Genomic DNA, 20389 nt, shown 5'->3' with positions numbered 1-20389 from the left:
CTGTTTTTTCAGAAAATAAAAATCTTTACATTTGTTTCAATGGCAATAGCAAATTACATCCACGATCTTCTATACCGATATGAATGTGTAATTCTTCCGGGGTTTGGTGCTTTTATTACGCAACAACATTCCGCAGGCATTCATCCTTCTAATGGGGAATTTTTTCCTCCAAGAAAAACAGTTTCTTTTAATCGCCAGCTCATTAAGAATGATGGCCTGTTGGCTAATTATATTATGGAAGCTGAAAAGGTATCGTACAATAATGCCCTTGAACAGATAGAGCAATTTGTACAGGATTTGGAGCTGGTTCTTGAAAAAAACAAGACGGTGAATTTTCAGAATGTGGGTTCTTTTTCTTTAACTGAAGGAGAGAAACTACAATTTGAACCTGCTGCCCAGATGAACTTCATGAAAGAAGCATTTGGTCTTGATTCCTTTAAGAGGAATGCTGTTTCCCGTGAAGTGTACAAACAACAGGCACAGGAAATTGAAGAAAAAGCACCTGTCGCATTTACACCTGAAAGAAGGGCTAACCGCTGGTTAAAATATGCCGCTGTAGGTCTTGTTGTTATTGGACTTAGTGGAGCTGCCGGCCTTAATATTTACAGTGATCAGGTAAATGAGCACAATATTGCCGAACAACAAAAAGCCGCTTCTCAGCTGGAAAACAAAATTCAGCAGGCCACTTTTGTAATTGACAATCCGCTTCCTGCTGTTACTTTAAAAGTCTCGAAACAAACCGGAAACTATCATATAGTAACCGGAGCCTTTAGAGAAGCCGAAAATGCTGCCAAAGCTGTTGAGGAACTTAAAGCCCAGGGATTCAAAGCCCGCCAAATTGGTGAAAATAGATTTGGCCTGCACCAGGTGATCTCCAGTAGTCATGAAACCCGCAGGGAAGCTACCAATGAGCTTTACCGGGTGAAAAAGAACAATCCGGGGGCTTGGTTACTCGTTGAAGAGCTGTAAGTTCAGTTCGCAGTTCTCAGTTTTTAGTAGGCAGTTAATACTGGTTATGACTGATATCTACTATATCTTGAGTTATAAGCACCAAATTCCAGGCACCAACTTTAATTTCCAGTGATAATGTTTATCGCTGATCGTTCATTTTTACGTGACCAGCTATTCCCTTTTTCCCTTTGAATTTCACAGATTCTCACCTATTTTTTTGCAACCCAGAACCCGCAGAACATAATAGATGTTCAATTAACCCAATATAAGATTTAGACCCAAAAAAATACTGGTGATTGCACGGGTAGTTCAGCCAGACATTGAGGTAGATAACGAAAAACTCAGCCACTAATCATGACACAGCTAAAACTAAGCGAAGGTACTTAAACTGAGCACCGAGCACTGAACACCAGACTGCCTGCTAATCACTGCCTACTGCCACTTTTTTAATACCTCCTTAACGGCATTTAGAATAAAGCATGTTAACTTTGCCGAAAATTTTAAAAATGCAAGCCAGAACTCCAGAAGATTCTAAAACCACTCTTACAGACCTCGTTTTACCAAGCGAAACCAACCCCTTAAATAACCTTTTTGGAGGGGAATTGCTTGCGCGGATGGATCGTGCAGCCAGCATCGCCGCAAGACGCCATAGCCGCAGAATTGTGGTTACTGCCTCTGTGAACCATGTAGCTTTTAATAAGGCCGTTCCTCTGGGAAGTGTGGTAACTGTAGAAGCAAAAGTTTCAAGAGCTTTTAAATCTTCAATGGAGATCTATATGGACGTTTGGGTGGAAGATCGCGAGAGCGGAGAACGCAGTAAAGCGAATGAAGCCATCTACACTTTTGTAGCTGTAGATGAGACCGGAACCCCGGTAGCCATTCCACCTTTAGAGCCTGAAACCGAACTGGAAAAGAAACGCTATGAGGCTGCCTTACGCCGCAAACAATTAAGCCTTGTGCTAGCCGGAAAAATGAAACCATCTGAAGCAACAGAACTTAAAGCATTATTCGTGAATTCTTAGAAGATGGCTCGGATGTAAAATCCGTGCTGAAAACAGGCAACTATTCTATATTCAGGCTTCAGCTCATAAAATATGTCGCTCCGGAGGAGCTCCATTCCATAGAAATAAACAGTCCTGACTCTAGATTCTAGATTATTGATTTCGGTGTCCGAAATCTACATCTGGTAGATCCACTCTTCGGGGTTAAGCTTTTGGTTGTTCTTGTACATTACAAAATATAGCGTAGTTCTGCCGTCGGTCTTGTTAATTGCGATACTTCCAATGTCCTGGCCAAGTGCCACCTGCTGACCCTTGCGTACATCAACAGAATCAAGGTGGTTGTAAATAGTGATATAATCTCCGTGCCTTACCATTACCATGAGGCTGGATCCTTTAACCGCAATAATTTCACTTACCGTGCCGCCAAAAACAGCCCTGGCCTTTGAGTTAGGATCTGTCGCTATTCTCACACCATTACTGTTCATGGTAGCAGTCTTTACTATAGGGTGAGGTTGTGTTCCAAAGCGGAGCACCACAGTACCTGTTCTTACCGGCCATGGAAGTTTCCCTTTGTTCTTTTCAAAATCGGCAGCAAGAGCTTTGGCCTCGGGCGTAAGTTTAAAGACACTTCTCGAAGTAGAACCTTCTGCCTTGTTGTTTGCTGCAATAGCTTCTTCGATAATTCTCTCTATCTCCCGGTCTATAGCATTTATTTCCTGCTGTTTCTTTTTGAGCTGAGAAGCAAACTGACCTTCTTTTTTACGAACTTCAGCAATTAGAGACTGCTGTTCTTTTCTACTTTCTTCCAGCAATGCACGGGTCTTTCGGTTTTCAACAATTAACCTGTCCTTTGTCTTCTTTTGTTCTGCCAGGCTTTGGTTGAGCTTTTGAAGTTCTTCGGTGCGCAGCTGGATCTCCTCTCCCTGCTGATGCCGGTAATTGGCATATTGCTTCATGTACTGAAGTCTTTTGTAGGCTTGCAGGAAGTTTTCCGAAGAAAGCAGAAACATAATTCTGCTTTGTTGCGACTTACTCTTATAAGATTTCCGGATCATTTTACTGTAATCCTGCTTAAGCTGCTCGAGTTCCTTGCGAAGGGTGCCAATCCGGTTTTGGTTGGTATTGATCTCTCGTGTAAGTAAATTCGCCTGTTGATTCGTAACCCGAATCAACTTTTCGGTACTGCGAATTTGCTGATCGAGGTCTTCTACCTCGGTAAGTATAGATTTTTCTTTCTTTAGGTTTGAAGTCCGTAAAGAATTGATCCTTTTGATCTCCTGCTGCAAATCCAGCCTTCGTTGCTCCAGCTCTTCCCGCTTGTTTTCCTGAGAAAAGCCGTGAAGGCTTGACAATAAAAATCCTGCAAAAAAGACATGCCGTAATAGAACCTTTATCTTCATTCTATGCTAATTTCTTCGTAGCCCGAAGGTATTGAAAAAGGAAAAGAAACAGGAACATTGAACTCAATGTTTCTAAAGGTCATATCAATACGGGTATTTTGGGTGCCTTCTGTAGCTATGATCTTGATTTGCAACGGGAAAAGCTGCCGGCCAATCTTCTGATATTCCGGGTAAGTGACTGTTACGCTCCTGTTGCCCTGCTCCTGCCCCAGTTGTTGTGCCAGGGCCTTAAAGTTTCCGGCGTCAAGAAGGAACATTCGCTTCAGGAAATTTTCCTGTTCAGGTTGCAGCTGGTAGCCTCTTGAAGATTCCGTCAATTTATACCTTTCTTCCCTAAGGTCATAAATGGTTTGACCCAATAAAAGATTCTGAACCTTTTCATAATCCAGCGGAGTTCCCAGCAGGTCACTTAATAGGCTGAAATCACCATCAAAATATGTCTTTGTGATTTTCTCATAGAACTGCACCGAATTTGGGGTGATCAAGACCTTAGCCAGCGGAATGCCCAGCAACTGCCCGCTCATCCAGATGGTATCATTCTTTTTCATCCTGAAATTCACTGTAACGCTCTGGCTTCGCTCTTCTGTCTGGTAATCGAGACTAAGCCTGCCCTGTAAGGTATTGAAGTCAACTTCTCTGTTGTAGTGCTGGTCAACAACAGCAGCAACAGCAGCATCTTCGGGGGCTACAGTCCCCATTTTTGCTTTACGGGCGCCGCCGCAGGATGAGAATAGGATTAAGGAAATAAGAACTACGGGAATTAATTGTTTACAGGTCATTCAGTATTAATTTTCTAATTTTTCAGCTTTTTTTAGAGCTTCTGCAGCTTTTTCAGCTTTGTTAAGGCCTTTATATGTTATAGCGAGTTGACGGTGAAATTCCCATTCAGTTTCGGCATCATCAATGAGGTAATCCAGGCCTGTAAGAAGTATTTCTTCTGCTTTTTGATATTCCTTCAAGCCGTTAAGAGCATTTCCCTGCATGAGAAACAACCACGCCTGGGTGGGAAAAATTTCAAGACCTTTTTCAGTGAGTAATTTCACCTCTTCAAAATGCCCTTTTTCAGCCTCCAGTTTTATGACATTTCGATACAAATTAAAATCATCCATGTCATTTTCAAGCGCAGTTTTAAAATAATTTAATGCCAGCTCCTTCTTCCCTTTTTCAATGAAGAAAGTGCCAAGCTGTTTATAGACCTTCAGGTTATTTTCTTTTTCTGAAAAAGTCTCTACCAGTTGTATCAAATCTTCTTCCAAAGAAGGATTTTCGGTTACATAAATTAGAAAATCATTGAGCGCCTGGTACTTTGTGACTTCATCTATCTGGTCACTGTTAAGCAGAATTTCCATTGAGTTGACGGCCTTTTCAGCTTTATTATCGGCAATATAGAATTTGTAAAGGGCCAGGTGCACGAGCTGGGAACCGGGATTTATTTCCAACAGTTCCCTTGCAGTTGCAAAAGCTTCTTCTTCCTGCCCGTTTTCGCTGTAAACAAAGATAAGGTTGAGATAATCCTGTTCGTTTTTAGGGTTCTCTTCAATGTTTTCCTCTAAATCGCTTATCTGTGCCTCCACGTTGTTGGTACGGGCATAAACCTGCCGCCTCAAACTTTCCCGGTAGGTGCTGGAACCTTTTACCTGGTCGAGCGAATCGAGAAGCCCAAGGGCTGCATCGTATTTTTCAGTCTGAATGTACAGGTTCACCAGGTCTTCTGAAAAAGCAGTATTCAACCGGGCCAGATCTCTTACCACCGGCAGTGCCTTTTTGAATTCCCTGCCCTCGAAGTAAGTGGTGTAAAGCTCCTCGAGCATTCCCTCATTCCCGGGCACTGCTTTTCGACCTTTTTCCAGATACACTGCAGCCTGGGAATATTGGCCAAGGGCATTATAGTTTTTACCCAGCTCAAGATACACTACAGGTTCATCGGGCTTTAACGCCAGACTTTGCACCAGCTCATCTATCGCCTTTTCATGGTTTTCTATTGCCTTTTGCTTTAGCGCCTCAAAAAAATGCTCCTGAAAGGCATCTGTTACATTTCCCAGGTCATCCTGGGCCATTTCTACCACCGGTTTCTCCTGTGCATAGGAGATACTACCCAGCTGTAGCAGGGTCAAAAATGGTATTATGTAAAGCCTTTTTTTCATGCATTTTTTAATGCTGCAAAGCGCTACTCCAGCACAGAGTAATCACCGATACTAATTTCGGTAAATTCACCATTGAACCTGGCAAAATTACCTATCATAGCGTTATTGAGATCTGCATTTTCTACTTCAGCAAAGGTTTGGATCAAACTGTTTTTAATGGTCGAGTTGCTTATTTTAGTTCCGTTTCCAATAGAAACATTGGGTCCTATTTTGGCATTTTTGAGCACCACGTTCTCACCAATGAAGCAGGGTTCAATAATTTCTGAATTTTCCATTTCTACGTTAGAAGCCACCAGCTTTTCACCATCTTCCTGAAGGAATTTAAGCATTCTGGTGTTGGTCTCTACAGTCACCTGCTTGTTACCACAATCCATCCATTCATCAACCTTCCCCGGAACGAATCTCGCGCCTTTCTGCTTCATCGCCTCTATCCCGTCATTGATCTGGTACTCCCCGCCGCGAATAATGTTATTATCAAGCACTCCCTGCAGTTCATCCTTAAGAATCGCTACATCCTTGAAGTAATAAATTCCAATTACAGCAAGGTCTGACACATATTCTGAAGGTTTTTCAACAAGATCAGTAATCTCCCGCTTCTCGTTTAACTGCACTACGCCGTATGCTGAAGGATTTTCTACCTGTTTTACCCATATCACCGCATCGGCTTCTTTATCTAACGTAAAATCGGCTTTAAAAAGTGTATCGGCATAAGCAATCACTGCGGGGCCTTCTAAAGAATCTTTGGCACACATAATAGCATGACCGGTGCCAAGAGGTTTATCCTGATAATAAATGGTGCCCTTTGCGCCCAGGGTCTCTGCAATTTTCTTTAGGTCGGTTTCTACTTTTTCACCAAAATCTTCTCCAATGATAAAGGCAATTTCATCGATCTTTTCATCGAGAACTTTTGCGATATCTTCAACCAGCCTGTGAACAATGGGTTTCCCGGCAATGGGAATTAAAGGTTTTGGAACTGTTAAGGTATGTGGACGAAGCCGCGACCCGCGACCCGCCATGGGAACTATGATTTTCATTTTTTTAGTATTGAGTATTTAGTAGTGAGATCTTAGGTTAAGATTCTTACTTACTAATGAATTTGTTCTTGATTTATTGTTTGTTGTTCCTTGCACAGCTTTTAAGATCCTGATCACTGTTAATTATTTACTGATCAAAACTGCCTACTGAACATTGAGCACTACGTACTAGACCCCCGTGCTTCCGAAGCCGCCGCTGCCGCGTGAAGTTTCTTCGAGGGTGTCAACTTCTTTCCAGGTGATGTGTTCGTGACGGGAGATGACCATCTGTGCAATGCGCTCCCCATCATTTATCGTGAATTCTTCATTAGAAAGGTTCACCAGGATCACCCCAATTTCTCCCCGATAATCGGCGTCAATTGTGCCGGGAGAATTTAGTACCGTAATGCCTTTTTTGGCAGCCAACCCGCTGCGTGGGCGCACCTGGGCTTCGTGGCCTACTGGAAGTTCAATGAAAAGCCCTGTTTTGACAATAGCCCGGGCTAGGGGTGCCAGGGTAACAGGTTCAGAAATATTGGCTCGCAGGTCCATCCCTGCAGATGATCCGGTTTCATAGGCCGGTAATTCGTGCTTTGATTTGTTAATTATCTTTACGTTCATGCTTTGTTAGTTTTCTTCGGAAGCAGTTCAAATTATGACTTCTTCAAAAGCTGTTTTAACTGATCCTTTTCAGCGTAATAAATAAGGGCAAAAAAGATAAGGATTAATATACTTCCGAAGTAATAATTATTTCTAAAAAGGTAGAAATAGATCCCCGAAAAAGTGAGGGAAATGAGCAGGTAGCCGCCAATTCGCTTCAGGTCATAAGGAATGGGATAGTATTTTCTTCCGAAGTAAAAAGAGAGCAACATCATGCTGCCATAGGCCACCATAGTTGCAACGGCCGACCCAACATAGCTGTAATAAGGAATAAGCCAGAAGTTAAGGATCAACGTAACTGCGGCTCCAAAAAGGGAGATATAGCCGGCAAATTTTGTGCGGTCGCTCACCTTATACCAAACCGAAAGATTGTGGTAAATACCCAGGAAAAAGTTTGCGGCCAGGATCATTGGTACCACCACCATGGCGTCCCAGTATGAGGAATCTCTAATGAGCAGCAATTTTAAAAGGTCAGAAAATATAGTAACCAGCACCAGGATAAGGGCGCCAAAAATGACAAAATATTTGGTAATTGTGGCGTAGGTTTGAGGCGCATTCTTTTCTTTGGCATGGCTAAAGAAAAATGGTTCAATCCCCAACCTGAAAGCCGTGGCAAACAAGGTCATAAAAAGTGCAAGGCGGTAACAGGCGGCATAGGCACCAACTTCAGACTTTGCAATATCCTGAGGCAACAGCCAGCCGAGCAGGATCTTATCAAAGACTTCATTAATGACAAAACCTATCCCCGCAATTAAAATTGGGGTGCCGTAGTTGAGCATTTTTTTCCAAAGACCGCTGTTAAAAGAATACGGAAGTTTAAAATAAAATGGCAACATGACCAGTAGCGTTAATGCACTCGCAACAAGGTTGGCAATGAAAATATAAGCAATTTCAAAATTGGGAATATACAGGGTCTCAAAAAAGGCATTTTTGGATGCTAATTCTGGCAGATAGACAATGAAAAAGATATTGAGCCCGAGGTTAACAGCAACATTTCCAATCTTGATTGCAGCAAAAACACCTGGCCTTTCGGTGGCCCTAAGCCAGGCAAAAGGTATGGTCGCCAGAGCATCGAGTGCCAAAATCAGGATCACGTAGAGCACGTAATGAGAGGCAATGGCCGTAGCAAAGGAAATTTCTTCCATAAAGAGGAAACCCAGCAGTAGAAATATGCAGGTAGAACCTATTAATGAAAGTGCAGAGGTGGCTGTGACCTCTTTACGGAATTCTTCCTGATGAAAAAACCTGAAAAATGAGGTTTCCATCCCATAAGCGAGCAGCACGTTAAACACTGCCATCCAGGAAAAGACGATTGCTACTTCTCCAAAACCTTGGGTAGGAAGGTAAGCAGAATACAGCGGCAACAACAGGAATGATAGCATCCTGGGTACCACTGTAGCAACACCATAAACGACGGTTTGTTTAAATAGCTTCTGAAAGAGCGCCAATAGTTTTTGCTTGAGAATTCCTCACAAATGTACTATTAATGCTGAATGTTTTTAGGGTTTTTTAGGCGCACTTGTTCGCTGTCTTTTTTCTGAATATTTTTTATCCTGAAGAATTTTTCCTTACCGTTCCTGGTATAGTGCACTACTGCCTCACCTTCGGCAAGTTCGAAAGGTATTTTCTCAATCATTTTTGGAACCTCGTTCCCAAACTCCTTTTTTGGATCTTTATGCATAACAAAATCCTTTGTTGCACCGGGAGTTTCAAATCGCGCCACGTAAAGGTCGGGGTTGGAAGGCTCAATTTCAAGTACACCTTTTCTTCCGCGGAAGTAAACGGTATCCATCTTAATCTCTGAATTTGCCGTCACCGGAATGAACAGATTAAAACCTGAACCTGCGCCCCTCACGCCACCTGTCCAGGTAGTGTAAAAAGCTTCTCCCACAGCTTTGGGCGGCTCCTCCTGCAATTGCTTGCCATTGGCACAATTACTAAAGCTCATAAGGATTAAAAGGGCCGAAAAAGAGAAAAAAAATGGTTTCATCGCTTAAAGGAATTATAGGTTCAGGAGGTAGTACTCCAATTTTGATACCAATTATTTTTTAGACTTAAAATCGCTGCGAACAAAGAGTCGGGAGTCAAGACAGGTTCTTAAAGTTTAAATTAGGGCCTTTTTTTAATTTTCAATAAAACCCTTAAAAAAGAAAACTCCGTATCGGATGATACGGAGTTTCAAAAAGCTGAAATTTTCAGCAATAATTTTATTTATTCAAAGATTCAGGATTGGCTAATTTGACTCCGCTATCGCTACGTCCAATTGTCGCCAGCTGAATCTTTATTTATTTAAAGATTCAGGATTGGCTAATTTGACTTCGCTATCGCTACGTCCAATTGTCGCCAGCTGAATCTTTATTTATTCAAAGCTTCAGCTCCACCAACAATTTCAAGAATTTCGTTGGTGATAGAAGCCTGTCTTGCTTTGTTGTAAGATAACTTCAGGGAATCTCTAAGTTCCTGTGCATTATCTGTTGCCTTGTGCATTGCTGTCATACGAGCCCCGTGTTCTGAAGCAAAAGAGTCACGCAGGGCTTTATAGACCTGCATTTTAAGAGATTTTGGAATAAGCTCCATCACGATCTCCTCTTTTGAAGGTTCAAAAATGTAATCTAAGGTCACATTTTCATCTTTTTCAACAGGAACAATAGGCAAAAACTGCTCTACCTGCACTTCTTGAGTAGCGGCATTCTTAAACTGGTTGTACACCAAAACGATTCGGTCGAACCTGCCTTCTACAAAAAGGGTCATTAATTCTTTGGCAAGAGCTTCAGCATTCTCAAAACTAAGGTCGTCATAAATAGCGGTCTCGGTTTTGTAGATGTTGAAAGTTTTCTTCAGAATATCATTTGCCTTTTTTCCTACGCTGTAGAATTCTACGCTTTTATCGCTGTAATCGCGGTTTGCAACGTATTTTGATGCTTTTACGATATTGGAATTAAAAGCACCTGCCAATCCACGATTCGAGGAAATTGCTACCATAAGCACCTTGTTCACCTCACGTTGCTCGGCGTATTTGCTCGATTGGTCACTGTCTAGTGTCGCGCTGAGAGACTGAAGTAGTTCAGAAAGTTTTTCTGAATAAGGACGCATAGCGGTAATGGCATCCTGCGCCTTGCTCAACTTTGCAGCCGATACCATTTTCATGGCACTGGTGATCTGCATGGTTGAAGACACCGAAGTAATCCTGCTTCTTAATTCTTTTAAATTGGCCATTCTTTTTAGTTATGAGTTAAGAGTTGAGAGTTATGAGTTTTTTATTATTGAAACTATAATTCTTATCAACTCTTCACACTTAGCAATTAAAATTTTGCAATCAATATCCGAAGTTGCCTCTATTAGCTCTAACCAATATTTGGTTTCGTCGGCCTCTTTTAAAGCAATACCGAATTTGTTTTTAAAATCTTTTGTACTTACTCCCCTTTGTGCTTCTCTAACATTGGCTCCAATACTAGTTCCACTTTTTAAAAGCTGGGAAGCCAGCTCAAATTCATTTCGTTTTTTCAAGGACCGGGTAAAGAGAACGATATCACAAGCAAACTGGAAACTTTTAATCCGAACCGGGCTATTTTCCAATTTGCTCATAACTCAAAACTCTTAACTCTGCACTTGCATACTACTTTTTATATTTAGCTGAAATCTCCTTAGCTACGTTTGTAAGCGTGTCGGTGAGTTCATCTGTATACTTACCTGCTTTTAGTTGATCAAGTACATCTCTGTGCTTGGCATCAAGATATTCCAGGTAATCTTTTTCAAATTCTCTTACTTTCTCTACAGGAACGTTTCTCAACAGGTTCTTGGAACCGGCAAAGATAATCGCGATTTGGTTCTCTACAGGATAAGGGTTGTTCTCAGCCTGCTTAAGGATCTCCACGTTACGCTTACCTTTTTCGATCACATTCAATGTTGCAGGATCAAGGTCTGACCCGAACTTGGCAAATGCTTCCAATTCACGGAACTGTGCCTGGTCAAGTTTAAGTGTACCGGCAACTTTCTTCATCGACTTGATCTGCGCGGCACCACCCACACGTGATACAGAGATACCCACGTTAATTGCAGGACGCACCCCAGAGTTAAAAAGATCGGATGTTAAGAAGATCTGCCCATCGGTAATTGAGATCACGTTGGTTGGGATATACGCCGAAACGTCACCCGCCTGTGTCTCAATAAGAGGAAGTGCGGTAAGCGATCCTCCACCTTTTACTTTGTCTTTCAAAACATCAGGAAGATCGTTCATGTTCTTCGCGATACTATCATCAGCAATCACTTTTGCAGCACGCTCAAGCAATCTTGAGTGAAGGAAGAAAACGTCTCCAGGATATGCCTCACGCCCCGGTGGACGTCTTAGAAGCAAAGATACCTCACGGTAAGCAACAGCCTGCTTTGAAAGATCATCATAAACGATCAATGCAGGACGACCTGTATCTCTAAAATACTCACCAATCGCAGCACCTGCAAATGGAGCATAAACCTGCATAGGAGCAGGATCGGATGCGTTTGCAGCTACGATAGTGGTATAGGCAAGAGCTCCTTTATCTTCAAGGGTCTTGGCGATACCTGCCACAGTAGAGGCTTTTTGCCCTACAGCAACATATATACAATAAACAGGTTCCCCTGCATCGTAGAATTCTTTTTGATTTAGAATAGTATCGATAACCACTGTTGTCTTACCAGTTTGACGGTCACCAATTACAAGCTCCCGCTGTCCACGACCAATTGGTACCATGGCATCGATAGACTTAATTCCTGTTTGAAGCGGCTCGGTTACCGGCTGACGGTAAATTACCCCCGGTGCCTTACGCTCTAATGGCATTTGGAATGTCTCACCCTGTATTGGTCCTTTTCCATCGATAGGCTGCCCAAGCGTGTCTACAACACGTCCAACAATTCCTTCTCCCACATTGATAGAAGCAATACGCTGAGTTCTCTTAACGGTTGCTCCTTCTTTTACCTGTTTGTATGGACCTAATAGTACTACCCCAACATTGTCTTCTTCAAGGTTAAGTACAATTCCTTCCAATCCGCCTTCAAATTCAACTAACTCCCCGTATTGTGCATTGGAAAGTCCATAGACGTTAGCGATACCATCCCCAATATTGAGAACTGTACCAACTTCGTCAAGGGAAGCCTTAGCCTCAAACCCGGAAAGCTGTTTCTTTAATATTGCTGATACTTCAGCCGGATTAATTTCTGCCATAATTATTTAGAATAAAATGCTACGCCCAGGCGCAGCGGTTTTAATTAAATTTTTGCTACGTATGTATTGTTCTGTAATTCTCTTTTGAGACCTGTAAGCTGCGACTTCACACTTCCGTTATATTGGATGTCACCCACTCTTAAGATAAACCCGCCAATGATGCTCTCATCAACAATGTTCTCAATCTTAGCCTCATTTCCTGTTAGTTCCTTTACTTTTTGCTGAATCTTTGCCTCAAGTGCAGGAGTAAGCGGAATAGCCGTTGTAACCTTCGCTACATGTACTCCGTTCATCTCGTCATAAAGACGCTCATAACTTGATGCAACCAAAGGAAGGATGTTCAAACGATTGTTCTCAATTAGGATCTCAAATAATCCTGAAGTAACGCCATTCACAGATTTAAAGATCTCTAAAAGGGCATTTTTCTTCATGGTATTTTTCACCACAGGGCTCTTCAAAAAAGCCTGGAGCTCTTCACTATCCTGTATAGTCTTACTAATAAGAACCATATCGGCGTTTACCTCTCCAGTAACATTTTTGTCTTGCGCCAGGCTCAAAAGGGCTTTGGCATATCTCGCTGCTGCTCTACTTCCCTGCATCTTCTTAGTTTAAGGTAACATCATCAAGCATGTCTTCTACCAGCTTTTCTTGTTTGCCTTTGGAAGAAAGCTCTTCTCTTACCATTTTCTCGGCAATTTGAACAGATAGGGTAGCCACCTGATTCTTGATATCGGCCAGCGCTGAATTCTTCTCATTCTGAATAGTCGCTTTTGCCTGCTGGATCATTTTCTCACCTTCTTTCTGGGCATCTTCTTTAGCTTCAGAAATCATTTTTTCTTTGATCTCTCTTGCCTCTTTGATCATAGCATCACGCTCCATACGGGCTTCCTGCAATAACTTCTCGTTATCGGCCTGAAGGTTTTGCATTTCCTTACGCGCATTTTCAGCCGAATCTAGGGCATCCTGTATTCCCTGCTCCCTTTCATTCAGAGCATCTAATATAGGTTTCCATGCAAATTTTGCTAATAAGGCAACCAGCACAACCAGGATAATGATCTGCCAGAAAAACAATCCAAAAGAAAAATCGTTGACTAACTTTTCCATATTCTATCTTATTTCTTCTATTGTTTAATTTTTAAATAATTCAAGCCTTGCAGCCAACCGCTGCAAAGCCTGAAGTTCTTTCTGATTGATTATACTGCAAAAAGAGCAGCAAAAGCAACACCTTCCAAAAGTGCAGCGATGATAATCATTGCAGTTTGGATTTTACCGGCAGCTTCTGGCTGACGTGCAATTCCTTCCATTGCAGCGCTACCAATCTTACCAAGACCAAAACCAGCTCCAATAATAATTAAACCAGCTCCAATCAAATCTAAATTTAAGGCTTCCATACTTACTTATTAAAAATTAAACTTACTCTTAAATGTGTTTATATTATACTACAGGAATATCTTCGTTGTCGGCAGGATGATGATCATCATGCTCTTCAACCGCCATCCCTATGTAAAGGGCGCTAAGCAGGGTGAAGATATATGCCTGTAAAAAAGCTACCAGTAATTCAATTATAGAAATGAAAATAGTGAACCCAAAGAAAGCAGGTCCTGCGATCCAATTCTGGAATACCACGATCAATCCAAGAAGGGTCATAATAATCACGTGCCCTGCAGTCATGTTCGCAAAAAGTCGGATCATTAGGGCAAATGGCTTTGTGAACATCCCCAGCACTTCGATTGGTGCAAGGATGATCTTCATAGGCCACGGCACTCCCGGCATCCAGAAAATGTGTTTCCAGTAATCCTTATTTCCGCTGAACTGAACAATGAAAAATGTGATCAACGCCAAAGCCATGGTCACCGCGATATTCCCGGTCACGTTCACACCAAGTGGCGTCATTCCCAAAAGGTTAAGGATCCAGATAAAAAAGAAAACTGTTAATAAAAATCCGGTATATTTTCTATAGTTCTTCCCGATGTTGGGTTTCGCTATCTCATCACGCACATACAACACAAGAGGCTCAAGCACTCTTCCTGACCCTTTTGGAATCTTACGGCTCTTATACTGTCGTGCCAAACCTCCAAATACAAGAAGCATTAGAATACTCACAACCAACATATAAAGTACATTCTTGGTTATAGAGAAATCAAGCGGACGTTCATTTGAAGGAAATCCATTCTCACCATAGGTGATAGTACCCTCGGCATCAGTTTTATAGATCTTAGAATGATAAAGACGGTAATGTTGACCATCAATTACAGCAAGGTCTTCTCCATGATGGAATTTTCCTGAAGAAAAAACCTTCAACCCATCATCCCAAAGGATCACAGGAAGCGAAAAACCATAATGTGCGCCGGTTTCCCCGTCAGAAAAGAAATTTACATAATGAGAATCTGCAAGGTGATGATCAATATAATCCTTAATTTCCTCTTCGGTATTGACCTTTGCATCGCCCCCTTCCTGAGGCTCTTTTGCAGTAAATGCCTGTGAACTAATACTCACAAACATTAAAAGACAGGCTAATAAAAACTTCGCAACGTTTTCCTTTTGCATTTTCGGGTGAATTACAGTCCTTTAATTTGGCTGCAAATGTACATAATTATATAAAAAAACACAGCCTATGTTTCGTAATTGTTTTTTTGCCCTGTACTCGCCCTAATTATCTGTCTTTCGAGAAGTTAGTTCGGTTGAGGATTTTCGCGATATAGATAATTTCCACCACCACAGAAAGCGCATAAGGAACAAAAAAATGTAAAAAGACAGATTTGTCCAGGTCAAATCCTGAAGTCTTGATGAGGAAATAAAAGATTCCCAGCTTCACCATACCACTAATAAGAAATATAAATCCGAGTTGCTCTTTGAGGTGTGAGCTGGCTAAAATAATGGTAGAGGTAAAAAGCAGTGTGATGCCCACACAAAACTTATAAGCGAAATTTACAAGCTCCAGAGTTTGCCGCGAGAAATAGGAAGTGACAACAAAATAATGGATCCCATAGCTCAATCCCGCAACAAGAAAAAGAAGGAGGACAAACCTGAAAAGATCTTTAAAAATAAGAGGATTCAATTGTTGTAACGTTTAAGCTGTTTTAAAACGACGTAAACTGAAGCTACCAGGCCAAAAAGTACAAAGCCTATAGTAAACCAGTTCTTTTCCATGGGGTATCTTTCATCCAGCTTTTTCCCTATCCATGCACACAAAAAAATTGTGGCACCCATTTGAAAGGCAATCCCGGTAAATACCGCCCAGTTTTTAAGCTGACTGTTCTTGTTCTTTTCTTTCTCCTCTTTCATTGTGAATCGCTTTCACGCCGCCACGCATGGTACAGGTGGCATTAAATGTTGCGCCCGGCTCTACGGCCAGCCTCGCAACTACGGCTTCCCCATCTATAACAGCAGTACTTCTTAAGCTTAAGGTGCCCGTAATTTTCAGTTTTCCGTTGAATTTACCTTCAATATCGGCATTTTCGCAACTCAACTCTCCTGTTACAAAACCATCTTTGCCAATAACTACTTTTCCGGGGGTTTTGACCGTTCCTTCCACATGCCCATCAATTCGAAAACAGCCTTTAGCTTCAATGTTTCCGGTAATTTTTGTGCCCTGGGAAATCTTGTTTTGTTCCTTGCTGTTTTCTTTTACCTGCTTTGCTTTTTCCTGCTTAAACATTAGGGTGAGGGGGAATTTAAAGTCTCTAAATAATTTTCTATGTTCTTATGGATCTGCACGATCCGGTAATTTGGGGTCGAAATATAGAAAGATTTTTCGTCAATAGCATACTTATCTTCCTCTTCAAGCCGTTGCGCAAATAAATTAGCTGCTGCTGCCGAAGAGAATCCATGTACTACTATAAAATCCTGATTGGAATTGTAAACGTCCCGTGAAACCTCTCCTGAATATCCAAATTCCTGAAGGGCATTTACAAGAGACTGCTGCAGGCTGTCAACATCCTTTTTTTCTTCCCTATTAACCGGAAATATTAACTTGAAGGAATTGCCGGAATTTTGAGGCACAAATTCAGCTGTCGCCATGGTAGGTAAAGCCCTGTCAATAATGTCCTGTGCTTTTTTACCCTCAACAGTTTGCGGATAATTAAGAGCCACATAGTTGAGACTTTCTTTGTAAGCCTCAAATCCATAAAGCCTGCCTTCGGCCATCGCTTTTAGAAGCTCCAGTTTTGGAACAATTTCGTCTCCTGCAAACTGTTCAATTAAACGGTTACTTTTTACAATGACAGAGTCATATTTTTGATATTCATACCCAGCATACAGTTCTTCATAAATTGCTGTGGGGTTATTTTCATCCTGTAAAAGGCTTTCAGGGTTTGAAAGTATTGCCGCATACCGTGAATCGGGATAAGCCATCAGAATTTCAGTCTTAAGAGATTGTGCTTTTCCGGGCATTCCCAAATCTGAGTAAATTTTGTAGAGATTGTATTTTGCAGGCAACACCAATCTTTCCTCGGGCTGATTTGCCAATACAAATTCCAGTCTATCGGCCGCCAACTCATTTTCACTGAATTTTTCCCTATAGATCAATCCGAGTTGATAACTGGCAAAATTGAGATCCTTTTTAAGACTGTCTAATACCGCCACATCCTGTGGAATCTTACTTATATAAGTCTGCGGATCAAATTTTGGATCATTATCAATAAGATCGTTCACACCTTCAGTCGCAAGGTCTTCTCCCCCTCCGCTTATTCTGCGGGTACGCCAGTTATCGGCAAGTTCCCTGTCACCCCACAACCTGAAAAACTCCTGTTTTCCGAAGGCAACCACAGTAGGATTATAGAAGTAAAAAGAAGATCCCGGATTTGGCACACCGGGCATCGAAGGGCGTTTAGTCTCAAAAAATTCCTGAGCAGCCTGTTGTTGTTCAGGTTGTTCTATCGCATCAACAGCCGCTTCTCGCAATTGTGTGGTGTACCGGGTAAAGTAATCGAGTTGTTGGTCTTTGGTTAGAGAGGCCAAATGTAAAATACTATCGGCGTTCTGAGCCATTTTCTCATAATAGATCACATCGTCAAGATTGTCTCTCTTTCTCTTTATGAGGCGGTATTCCCTGCTATTATCGGGCAGCATTGTGAGCGTACTGTCGTAGTAGGCGCCGGCAACCTCAAATTGGGCGGCATCAAAATTAATATTCCCCAGCGTTTGATAGTCTAAAGACTGCAGGTAGGTATTGCCTGAGGGAGTACGAAGGGAGCGATTGTAATAATCTATAGCCAATGCCACGGAATCCTGCTGATAATGAAATTCGGCCAGCTGGAAATAGATCTTATCAAGATACGGCCTGTTTTCGCAATTTCTTGCCATGGAATTGAGCTCCTCCAGTATCACAGCCTTATCCTGGGCTGTGGCATTGCTGTATTCAATTTGCCTGATCATGGCATTGATCAGGTAAATGCGCGGTATTTTCCTGTTCAGGTCCACTACTCTATCAAAAGCGTAAGAAGCCCTGTCGCTTTTGCCCAGCACATCATATAACTGGCCTGTAATATACCAGTAGCGACCTTCTTTATCTTTAAAATCAGTTATTTCGGCAGCACGTTCAAGATGAGCTACAGCACTGTCGGGAGCATTGATGTTGATATATGCCTGGGCCAGCATTGCCGAAGCTTCGGCACGGTTAGCTTCCTCAAGGTTTTCAGTGTCGAGTATCTTCTTAAGGTTCTTTATGGCAAGTTCATCAAACTCCAGCCGCATATGGGTCTTTTCTCTCCAAATGCGCGCTTCATTGATGGTATTGCTAAGAGGATATTTATGAAGAATGTAATTGAATGCTTCCAGCGCAGGCACAAAGCGCTGATCATAGTACCGGGCTTTTCCCAATAACAGATACGCCTCATCTATCTGCGGATTATTCTCAGATCCTTCAATCAACATGGAGTGCCGTTGAATTGCCTTCACCGCTTTTTCTTCAGCTACGAGAAAGTTAGGGTTTGAGGTTTCTCCGGGAGCCATAACCTCATCACGAATTTCCATTCGTTCTACCGGAAGAATCTGCCAGTAGTTGTCCCTATAGCTCTCATTAAGTGCCTCAATACCAAGATCAAGAGCGAGATTCCCGTTATAAAGCGTATTGTATTCGGCTGTTACGGCATGCCAGTTACGGTTCAGGAAAGTGTTCTTCTTTCTCGAGCAACCTGTTAAGGCAACCAACAGGAAAAAAATGGCAGTAACCTTTATAGATAATTTCAAATCAAGTGATCGTTCTTATTAGCAATAACTTATAACTGCTGTAATTATTATTGTGGCGGGTAAAAATAGCGAAAAAAAACCGGGATGTTATGCCATTAAATCAAAGATACAGACTTCTAAATCTTCGGCATTAAATAAATATCTTTAAAGACAGCGGGCATTTATTTCCTGTTCCTTAAAAGTAAACTTTGCAGGTAATAAATTCCCGAACGGCTTTGATAATAATTTACAATCCCTGCAAAAATAAGAAGCTGCGCAGCCACAGAAAACACAGAACCTTCAAACCCAAATTCGCCGCCATTGAACAAATTAGCTGAAGTGTAATTAATCTCAATTAAGGAGTATACATCCAGGCCACTTACATTGAACCCAAAATGCGTTTGGAAAAGGTTCCATCCAAAGTGCAACCCAATAGGGAACCACAAATTCCTGGTGTACAGGTAAGAAACTCCAAGGATCATCCCTGCAAAAAAAAGGTCAATGAAACTAAAAAGGCTCATATTTGGGTTGGCCCCATGCATCAAAGAAAAAATAACGGAAGAAATAATGATCGCTATATATTTATTGGTTGAAAGCATCAAATTCTTAAGCACATATCCTCTCACTAAAGTTTCTTCTACAACTGCAATGACGAGAAAGAACAATATTGATATCAACAATTCATAAATATCAAAATTCACTCCGGAATAACTTATTTCTCCTATTCCCATCAGTATAAGAAACCCCGAGAACATGGTAATAAATCCCACCAATGTTCCCGTCACAAAATCGGCTAGCCGGCCTTTTGTCTGAAAACCTAACTGCACGAATTTCTCCTTATCAATGTATTTCATAAAAATCCAGAGCACCAGGAAAGTGCCTAAAAGATCAAAAAAGGAGGAAATCAAGTGTTCTTTAGAACTAATACTCGACAGAGGATCATCAATAGAATTTCCGGCTACTGCCAAACCTATAAATTGAAAAACTCCTACTATCAACAGGTAAGGAAACAAGAACAGAAGAATTCTTGCCCAGCCTGCAATTTTAAATTCTCTACTCATGAAATACTGCTAAACCACCAGGAAAAATTATTGGTAGCGCACGTTAAACTTCAGATTTAAAAGAATTTTCCTGCTGCTCCTCATCTACCTGCACCGCTGCCCCGGCAAAATATTGCTCCAGCTCTTTGAGAGTTGCTTCCGAAGTTTTAATATCATTCACAACGTGCCCTTTGTCGAGAACAACAATGCGTTCGCACACCTCGGTCACATGAATAAGGTCATGGCTGGAGATCAAAACCGTCATCTCAGAACCTGCCGTTAATTTCTTGATAAGCGCCTTAAGGCGTATCTGTGTACTTGGATCGAGGTTTGCAAAAGGCTCATCGAGAATAACCACTTCAGGATCACCTATAAGAGCTGCAACTATTCCTACCTTCTTTTGATTTCCCTTTGACAGGTCTCGCAGATATTTCTTTCTCCCCAGGATCTCTCCATTGAAGAATTCGTCAAAATTCTGCAGAAAAGCAGCAACGTCGGCCTTATTGCGATTGCGAAGTTCTCCTACAAAATAGAAATATTCTTCGGGGGTGAGGTAGCCAATAAGAAAGCTCTCATCAATAAAAGAAGAGGTAAAAGGTTTCCAGGCCTCGCTTTGGCTTACCGTAATTTCATTATTAAAAATGCTCCCGGTTGTTGGCTGAATAAGGTCAAGCAAAAGGCTGAAAAATGTGGTTTTTCCGGCTCCGTTATTTCCCACCAGGCCAAAGCTTTGTCCTTTTGGGATCTCCAGATGTTCAACATCAAGTACCTTTGTACCGCCGTAAACTTTTGTAAGATTTGTAGCTGTTATCATC

Annotated in this window: 22 protein-coding genes; 2 read left to right on the top strand and 20 right to left on the bottom strand. The window is 41.7% G+C overall.

Features of this window, described 5'->3' with window-relative positions:
* Positions 1–39: 39 nt before the first annotated feature.
* Together VS868_RS07335 and VS868_RS07330 are read left to right on the top strand one after the other, a co-directional pair.
* Positions 40–969 (top strand): SPOR domain-containing protein, encoded by a 930-nt coding sequence (locus VS868_RS07335; RefSeq protein WP_345599709.1) that lies wholly within the window; start codon positions 40–42, stop codon positions 967–969.
* 488 nt (positions 970–1457) lie between these two features.
* Positions 1458–1973, top strand: a complete 516-nt coding sequence (locus VS868_RS07330) for an acyl-CoA thioesterase (RefSeq protein WP_266070127.1) — start codon at positions 1458–1460, stop codon at positions 1971–1973.
* 155 nt (positions 1974–2128) lie between these two features.
* On the opposite strand, the gene VS868_RS07325 is transcribed toward VS868_RS07330, so the two are convergent.
* The 20 genes from VS868_RS07325 to VS868_RS07230 form a co-directional block, all read right to left on the bottom strand.
* A complete protein-coding gene (locus VS868_RS07325) occupies positions 2129–3352 on the bottom strand; it encodes a peptidoglycan DD-metalloendopeptidase family protein (protein WP_266070128.1) in 1224 nt (407 codons plus the stop codon).
* Positions 3349–4131, bottom strand: coding sequence for a DUF4292 domain-containing protein (locus VS868_RS07320; protein ID WP_266070129.1), 783 nt, complete (start codon positions 4129–4131; stop codon positions 3349–3351). Before VS868_RS07320 ends, VS868_RS07325 begins: the two co-directional genes overlap by 4 nt.
* Before the next feature lie 6 nt (positions 4132–4137).
* Complete coding sequence (locus VS868_RS07315) at positions 4138–5496, bottom strand: hypothetical protein (protein WP_266070130.1); 1359 nt, start codon at positions 5494–5496, stop codon at positions 4138–4140.
* A 23-nt stretch (positions 5497–5519) separates the two neighbouring features.
* The gene (locus VS868_RS07310; RefSeq protein ID WP_345599708.1) at positions 5520–6530 is read right to left on the bottom strand and encodes a sugar phosphate nucleotidyltransferase; all 1011 of its coding nucleotides are present in this window, start codon (positions 6528–6530) and stop codon (positions 5520–5522) included.
* A 168-nt stretch (positions 6531–6698) separates the two neighbouring features.
* Positions 6699–7130 (bottom strand): dUTP diphosphatase, encoded by a 432-nt coding sequence (gene dut, locus VS868_RS07305; protein ID WP_266070132.1) that lies wholly within the window; start codon positions 7128–7130, stop codon positions 6699–6701.
* Between the two features lie 32 nt (positions 7131–7162).
* A complete protein-coding gene (locus VS868_RS07300) occupies positions 7163–8617 on the bottom strand; it encodes an oligosaccharide flippase family protein (RefSeq protein ID WP_345599706.1) in 1455 nt (484 codons plus the stop codon).
* Positions 8618–8652: 35 nt separating this feature from the next.
* The gene (locus VS868_RS07295; RefSeq protein ID WP_345599705.1) at positions 8653–9159 is read right to left on the bottom strand and encodes a hypothetical protein; all 507 of its coding nucleotides are present in this window, start codon (positions 9157–9159) and stop codon (positions 8653–8655) included.
* A gap of 365 nt (positions 9160–9524) precedes the next feature.
* Positions 9525–10385 carry an ATP synthase F1 subunit gamma gene (atpG, locus tag VS868_RS07290; RefSeq protein WP_266070135.1) on the bottom strand — a complete coding sequence of 287 codons (861 nt, stop codon included), beginning with the start codon at positions 10383–10385 and terminating at the stop codon, positions 9525–9527.
* A gap of 30 nt (positions 10386–10415) precedes the next feature.
* Positions 10416–10754, bottom strand: a complete 339-nt coding sequence (locus VS868_RS07285) for a four helix bundle protein (protein ID WP_266070136.1) — start codon at positions 10752–10754, stop codon at positions 10416–10418.
* Positions 10755–10785: 31 nt separating this feature from the next.
* Entirely contained in the window at positions 10786–12366 is a 1581-nt protein-coding gene (gene atpA, locus VS868_RS07280) for a F0F1 ATP synthase subunit alpha (protein WP_266070137.1), read from the bottom strand.
* Positions 12367–12410: 44 nt separating this feature from the next.
* Positions 12411–12965, bottom strand: a complete 555-nt coding sequence (atpH, locus tag VS868_RS07275) for an ATP synthase F1 subunit delta (RefSeq protein WP_266070138.1) — start codon at positions 12963–12965, stop codon at positions 12411–12413.
* A 4-nt stretch (positions 12966–12969) separates the two neighbouring features.
* Positions 12970–13470, bottom strand: a complete 501-nt coding sequence (locus VS868_RS07270; RefSeq protein WP_266070139.1) for a F0F1 ATP synthase subunit B — start codon at positions 13468–13470, stop codon at positions 12970–12972.
* A gap of 89 nt (positions 13471–13559) precedes the next feature.
* Positions 13560–13757, bottom strand: coding sequence for an ATP synthase F0 subunit C (gene atpE / locus VS868_RS07265; protein WP_029036344.1), 198 nt, complete (start codon positions 13755–13757; stop codon positions 13560–13562).
* Positions 13758–13800: 43 nt separating this feature from the next.
* Entirely contained in the window at positions 13801–14913 is a 1113-nt protein-coding gene (atpB, locus tag VS868_RS07260) for a F0F1 ATP synthase subunit A (RefSeq protein WP_266070142.1), read from the bottom strand.
* A gap of 106 nt (positions 14914–15019) precedes the next feature.
* Complete coding sequence (locus VS868_RS07255; RefSeq protein ID WP_266070143.1) at positions 15020–15424, bottom strand: hypothetical protein; 405 nt, start codon at positions 15422–15424, stop codon at positions 15020–15022.
* Positions 15421–15651 carry an AtpZ/AtpI family protein gene (locus tag VS868_RS07250; protein WP_266070145.1) on the bottom strand — a complete coding sequence of 77 codons (231 nt, stop codon included), beginning with the start codon at positions 15649–15651 and terminating at the stop codon, positions 15421–15423. The genes VS868_RS07255 and VS868_RS07250 overlap by 4 nt, the downstream gene beginning before the upstream one ends.
* A complete protein-coding gene (locus VS868_RS07245; protein ID WP_266070146.1) occupies positions 15611–16024 on the bottom strand; it encodes a polymer-forming cytoskeletal protein in 414 nt (137 codons plus the stop codon). The genes VS868_RS07250 and VS868_RS07245 overlap by 41 nt, the downstream gene beginning before the upstream one ends.
* Complete coding sequence (locus VS868_RS07240; RefSeq protein WP_345599703.1) at positions 16024–18555, bottom strand: hypothetical protein; 2532 nt, start codon at positions 18553–18555, stop codon at positions 16024–16026. Before VS868_RS07240 ends, VS868_RS07245 begins: the two co-directional genes overlap by 1 nt.
* Before the next feature lie 161 nt (positions 18556–18716).
* Positions 18717–19595 (bottom strand): type II CAAX endopeptidase family protein, encoded by an 879-nt coding sequence (locus tag VS868_RS07235; RefSeq protein WP_266070149.1) that lies wholly within the window; start codon positions 19593–19595, stop codon positions 18717–18719.
* A 43-nt stretch (positions 19596–19638) separates the two neighbouring features.
* Positions 19639–20388, bottom strand: coding sequence for an ABC transporter ATP-binding protein (locus tag VS868_RS07230; RefSeq protein ID WP_266070183.1), 750 nt, complete (start codon positions 20386–20388; stop codon positions 19639–19641).
* Position 20389 lies beyond the last annotated feature (1 nt).

This window comes from Salinimicrobium sp. 3283s (assembly GCF_039602225.1).
Lineage (GTDB): Bacteria > Bacteroidota > Bacteroidia > Flavobacteriales > Flavobacteriaceae > Salinimicrobium > Salinimicrobium profundisediminis.
This window is presented reverse-complemented; position numbering and strand designations above follow the sequence as displayed.

What these genes read in the sequence shown, in the direction of transcription:
- VS868_RS07285 (WP_266070136.1), bottom strand. Translation starts at nt 10,754, where the DNA reads ATGAGCAAATTGGAAAATAGCCCGGTTCGGATTAAAAGTTTCCAGTTT.
- VS868_RS07320 (WP_266070129.1), bottom strand. Translation starts at nt 4,131, where the DNA reads ATGACCTGTAAACAATTAATTCCCGTAGTTCTTATTTCCTTAATCCTA.
- atpA (WP_266070137.1), bottom strand. Translation starts at nt 12,366, where the DNA reads ATGGCAGAAATTAATCCGGCTGAAGTATCAGCAATATTAAAGAAACAG.
- VS868_RS07310 (WP_345599708.1), bottom strand. Translation starts at nt 6,530, where the DNA reads ATGAAAATCATAGTTCCCATGGCGGGTCGCGGGTCGCGGCTTCGTCCA.
- VS868_RS07235 (WP_266070149.1), bottom strand. Translation starts at nt 19,595, where the DNA reads ATGAGTAGAGAATTTAAAATTGCAGGCTGGGCAAGAATTCTTCTGTTC.
- VS868_RS07315 (WP_266070130.1), bottom strand. Translation starts at nt 5,496, where the DNA reads ATGAAAAAAAGGCTTTACATAATACCATTTTTGACCCTGCTACAGCTG.
- VS868_RS07325 (WP_266070128.1), bottom strand. Translation starts at nt 3,352, where the DNA reads ATGAAGATAAAGGTTCTATTACGGCATGTCTTTTTTGCAGGATTTTTA.
- VS868_RS07245 (WP_266070146.1), bottom strand. Translation starts at nt 16,024, where the DNA reads ATGTTTAAGCAGGAAAAAGCAAAGCAGGTAAAAGAAAACAGCAAGGAA.
- VS868_RS07230 (WP_266070183.1), bottom strand. Translation starts at nt 20,388, where the DNA reads ATGATAACAGCTACAAATCTTACAAAAGTTTACGGCGGTACAAAGGTA.
- atpB (WP_266070142.1), bottom strand. Translation starts at nt 14,913, where the DNA reads ATGCAAAAGGAAAACGTTGCGAAGTTTTTATTAGCCTGTCTTTTAATG.
- dut (WP_266070132.1), bottom strand. Translation starts at nt 7,130, where the DNA reads ATGAACGTAAAGATAATTAACAAATCAAAGCACGAATTACCGGCCTAT.
- VS868_RS07295 (WP_345599705.1), bottom strand. Translation starts at nt 9,159, where the DNA reads ATGAAACCATTTTTTTTCTCTTTTTCGGCCCTTTTAATCCTTATGAGC.
- atpE (WP_029036344.1), bottom strand. Translation starts at nt 13,757, where the DNA reads ATGGAAGCCTTAAATTTAGATTTGATTGGAGCTGGTTTAATTATTATT.
- VS868_RS07330 (WP_266070127.1), top strand. Translation starts at nt 1,458, where the DNA reads ATGCAAGCCAGAACTCCAGAAGATTCTAAAACCACTCTTACAGACCTC.
- VS868_RS07270 (WP_266070139.1), bottom strand. Translation starts at nt 13,470, where the DNA reads ATGGAAAAGTTAGTCAACGATTTTTCTTTTGGATTGTTTTTCTGGCAG.
- VS868_RS07335 (WP_345599709.1), top strand. Translation starts at nt 40, where the DNA reads ATGGCAATAGCAAATTACATCCACGATCTTCTATACCGATATGAATGT.
- atpH (WP_266070138.1), bottom strand. Translation starts at nt 12,965, where the DNA reads ATGCAGGGAAGTAGAGCAGCAGCGAGATATGCCAAAGCCCTTTTGAGC.
- VS868_RS07250 (WP_266070145.1), bottom strand. Translation starts at nt 15,651, where the DNA reads ATGAAAGAGGAGAAAGAAAAGAACAAGAACAGTCAGCTTAAAAACTGG.
- atpG (WP_266070135.1), bottom strand. Translation starts at nt 10,385, where the DNA reads ATGGCCAATTTAAAAGAATTAAGAAGCAGGATTACTTCGGTGTCTTCA.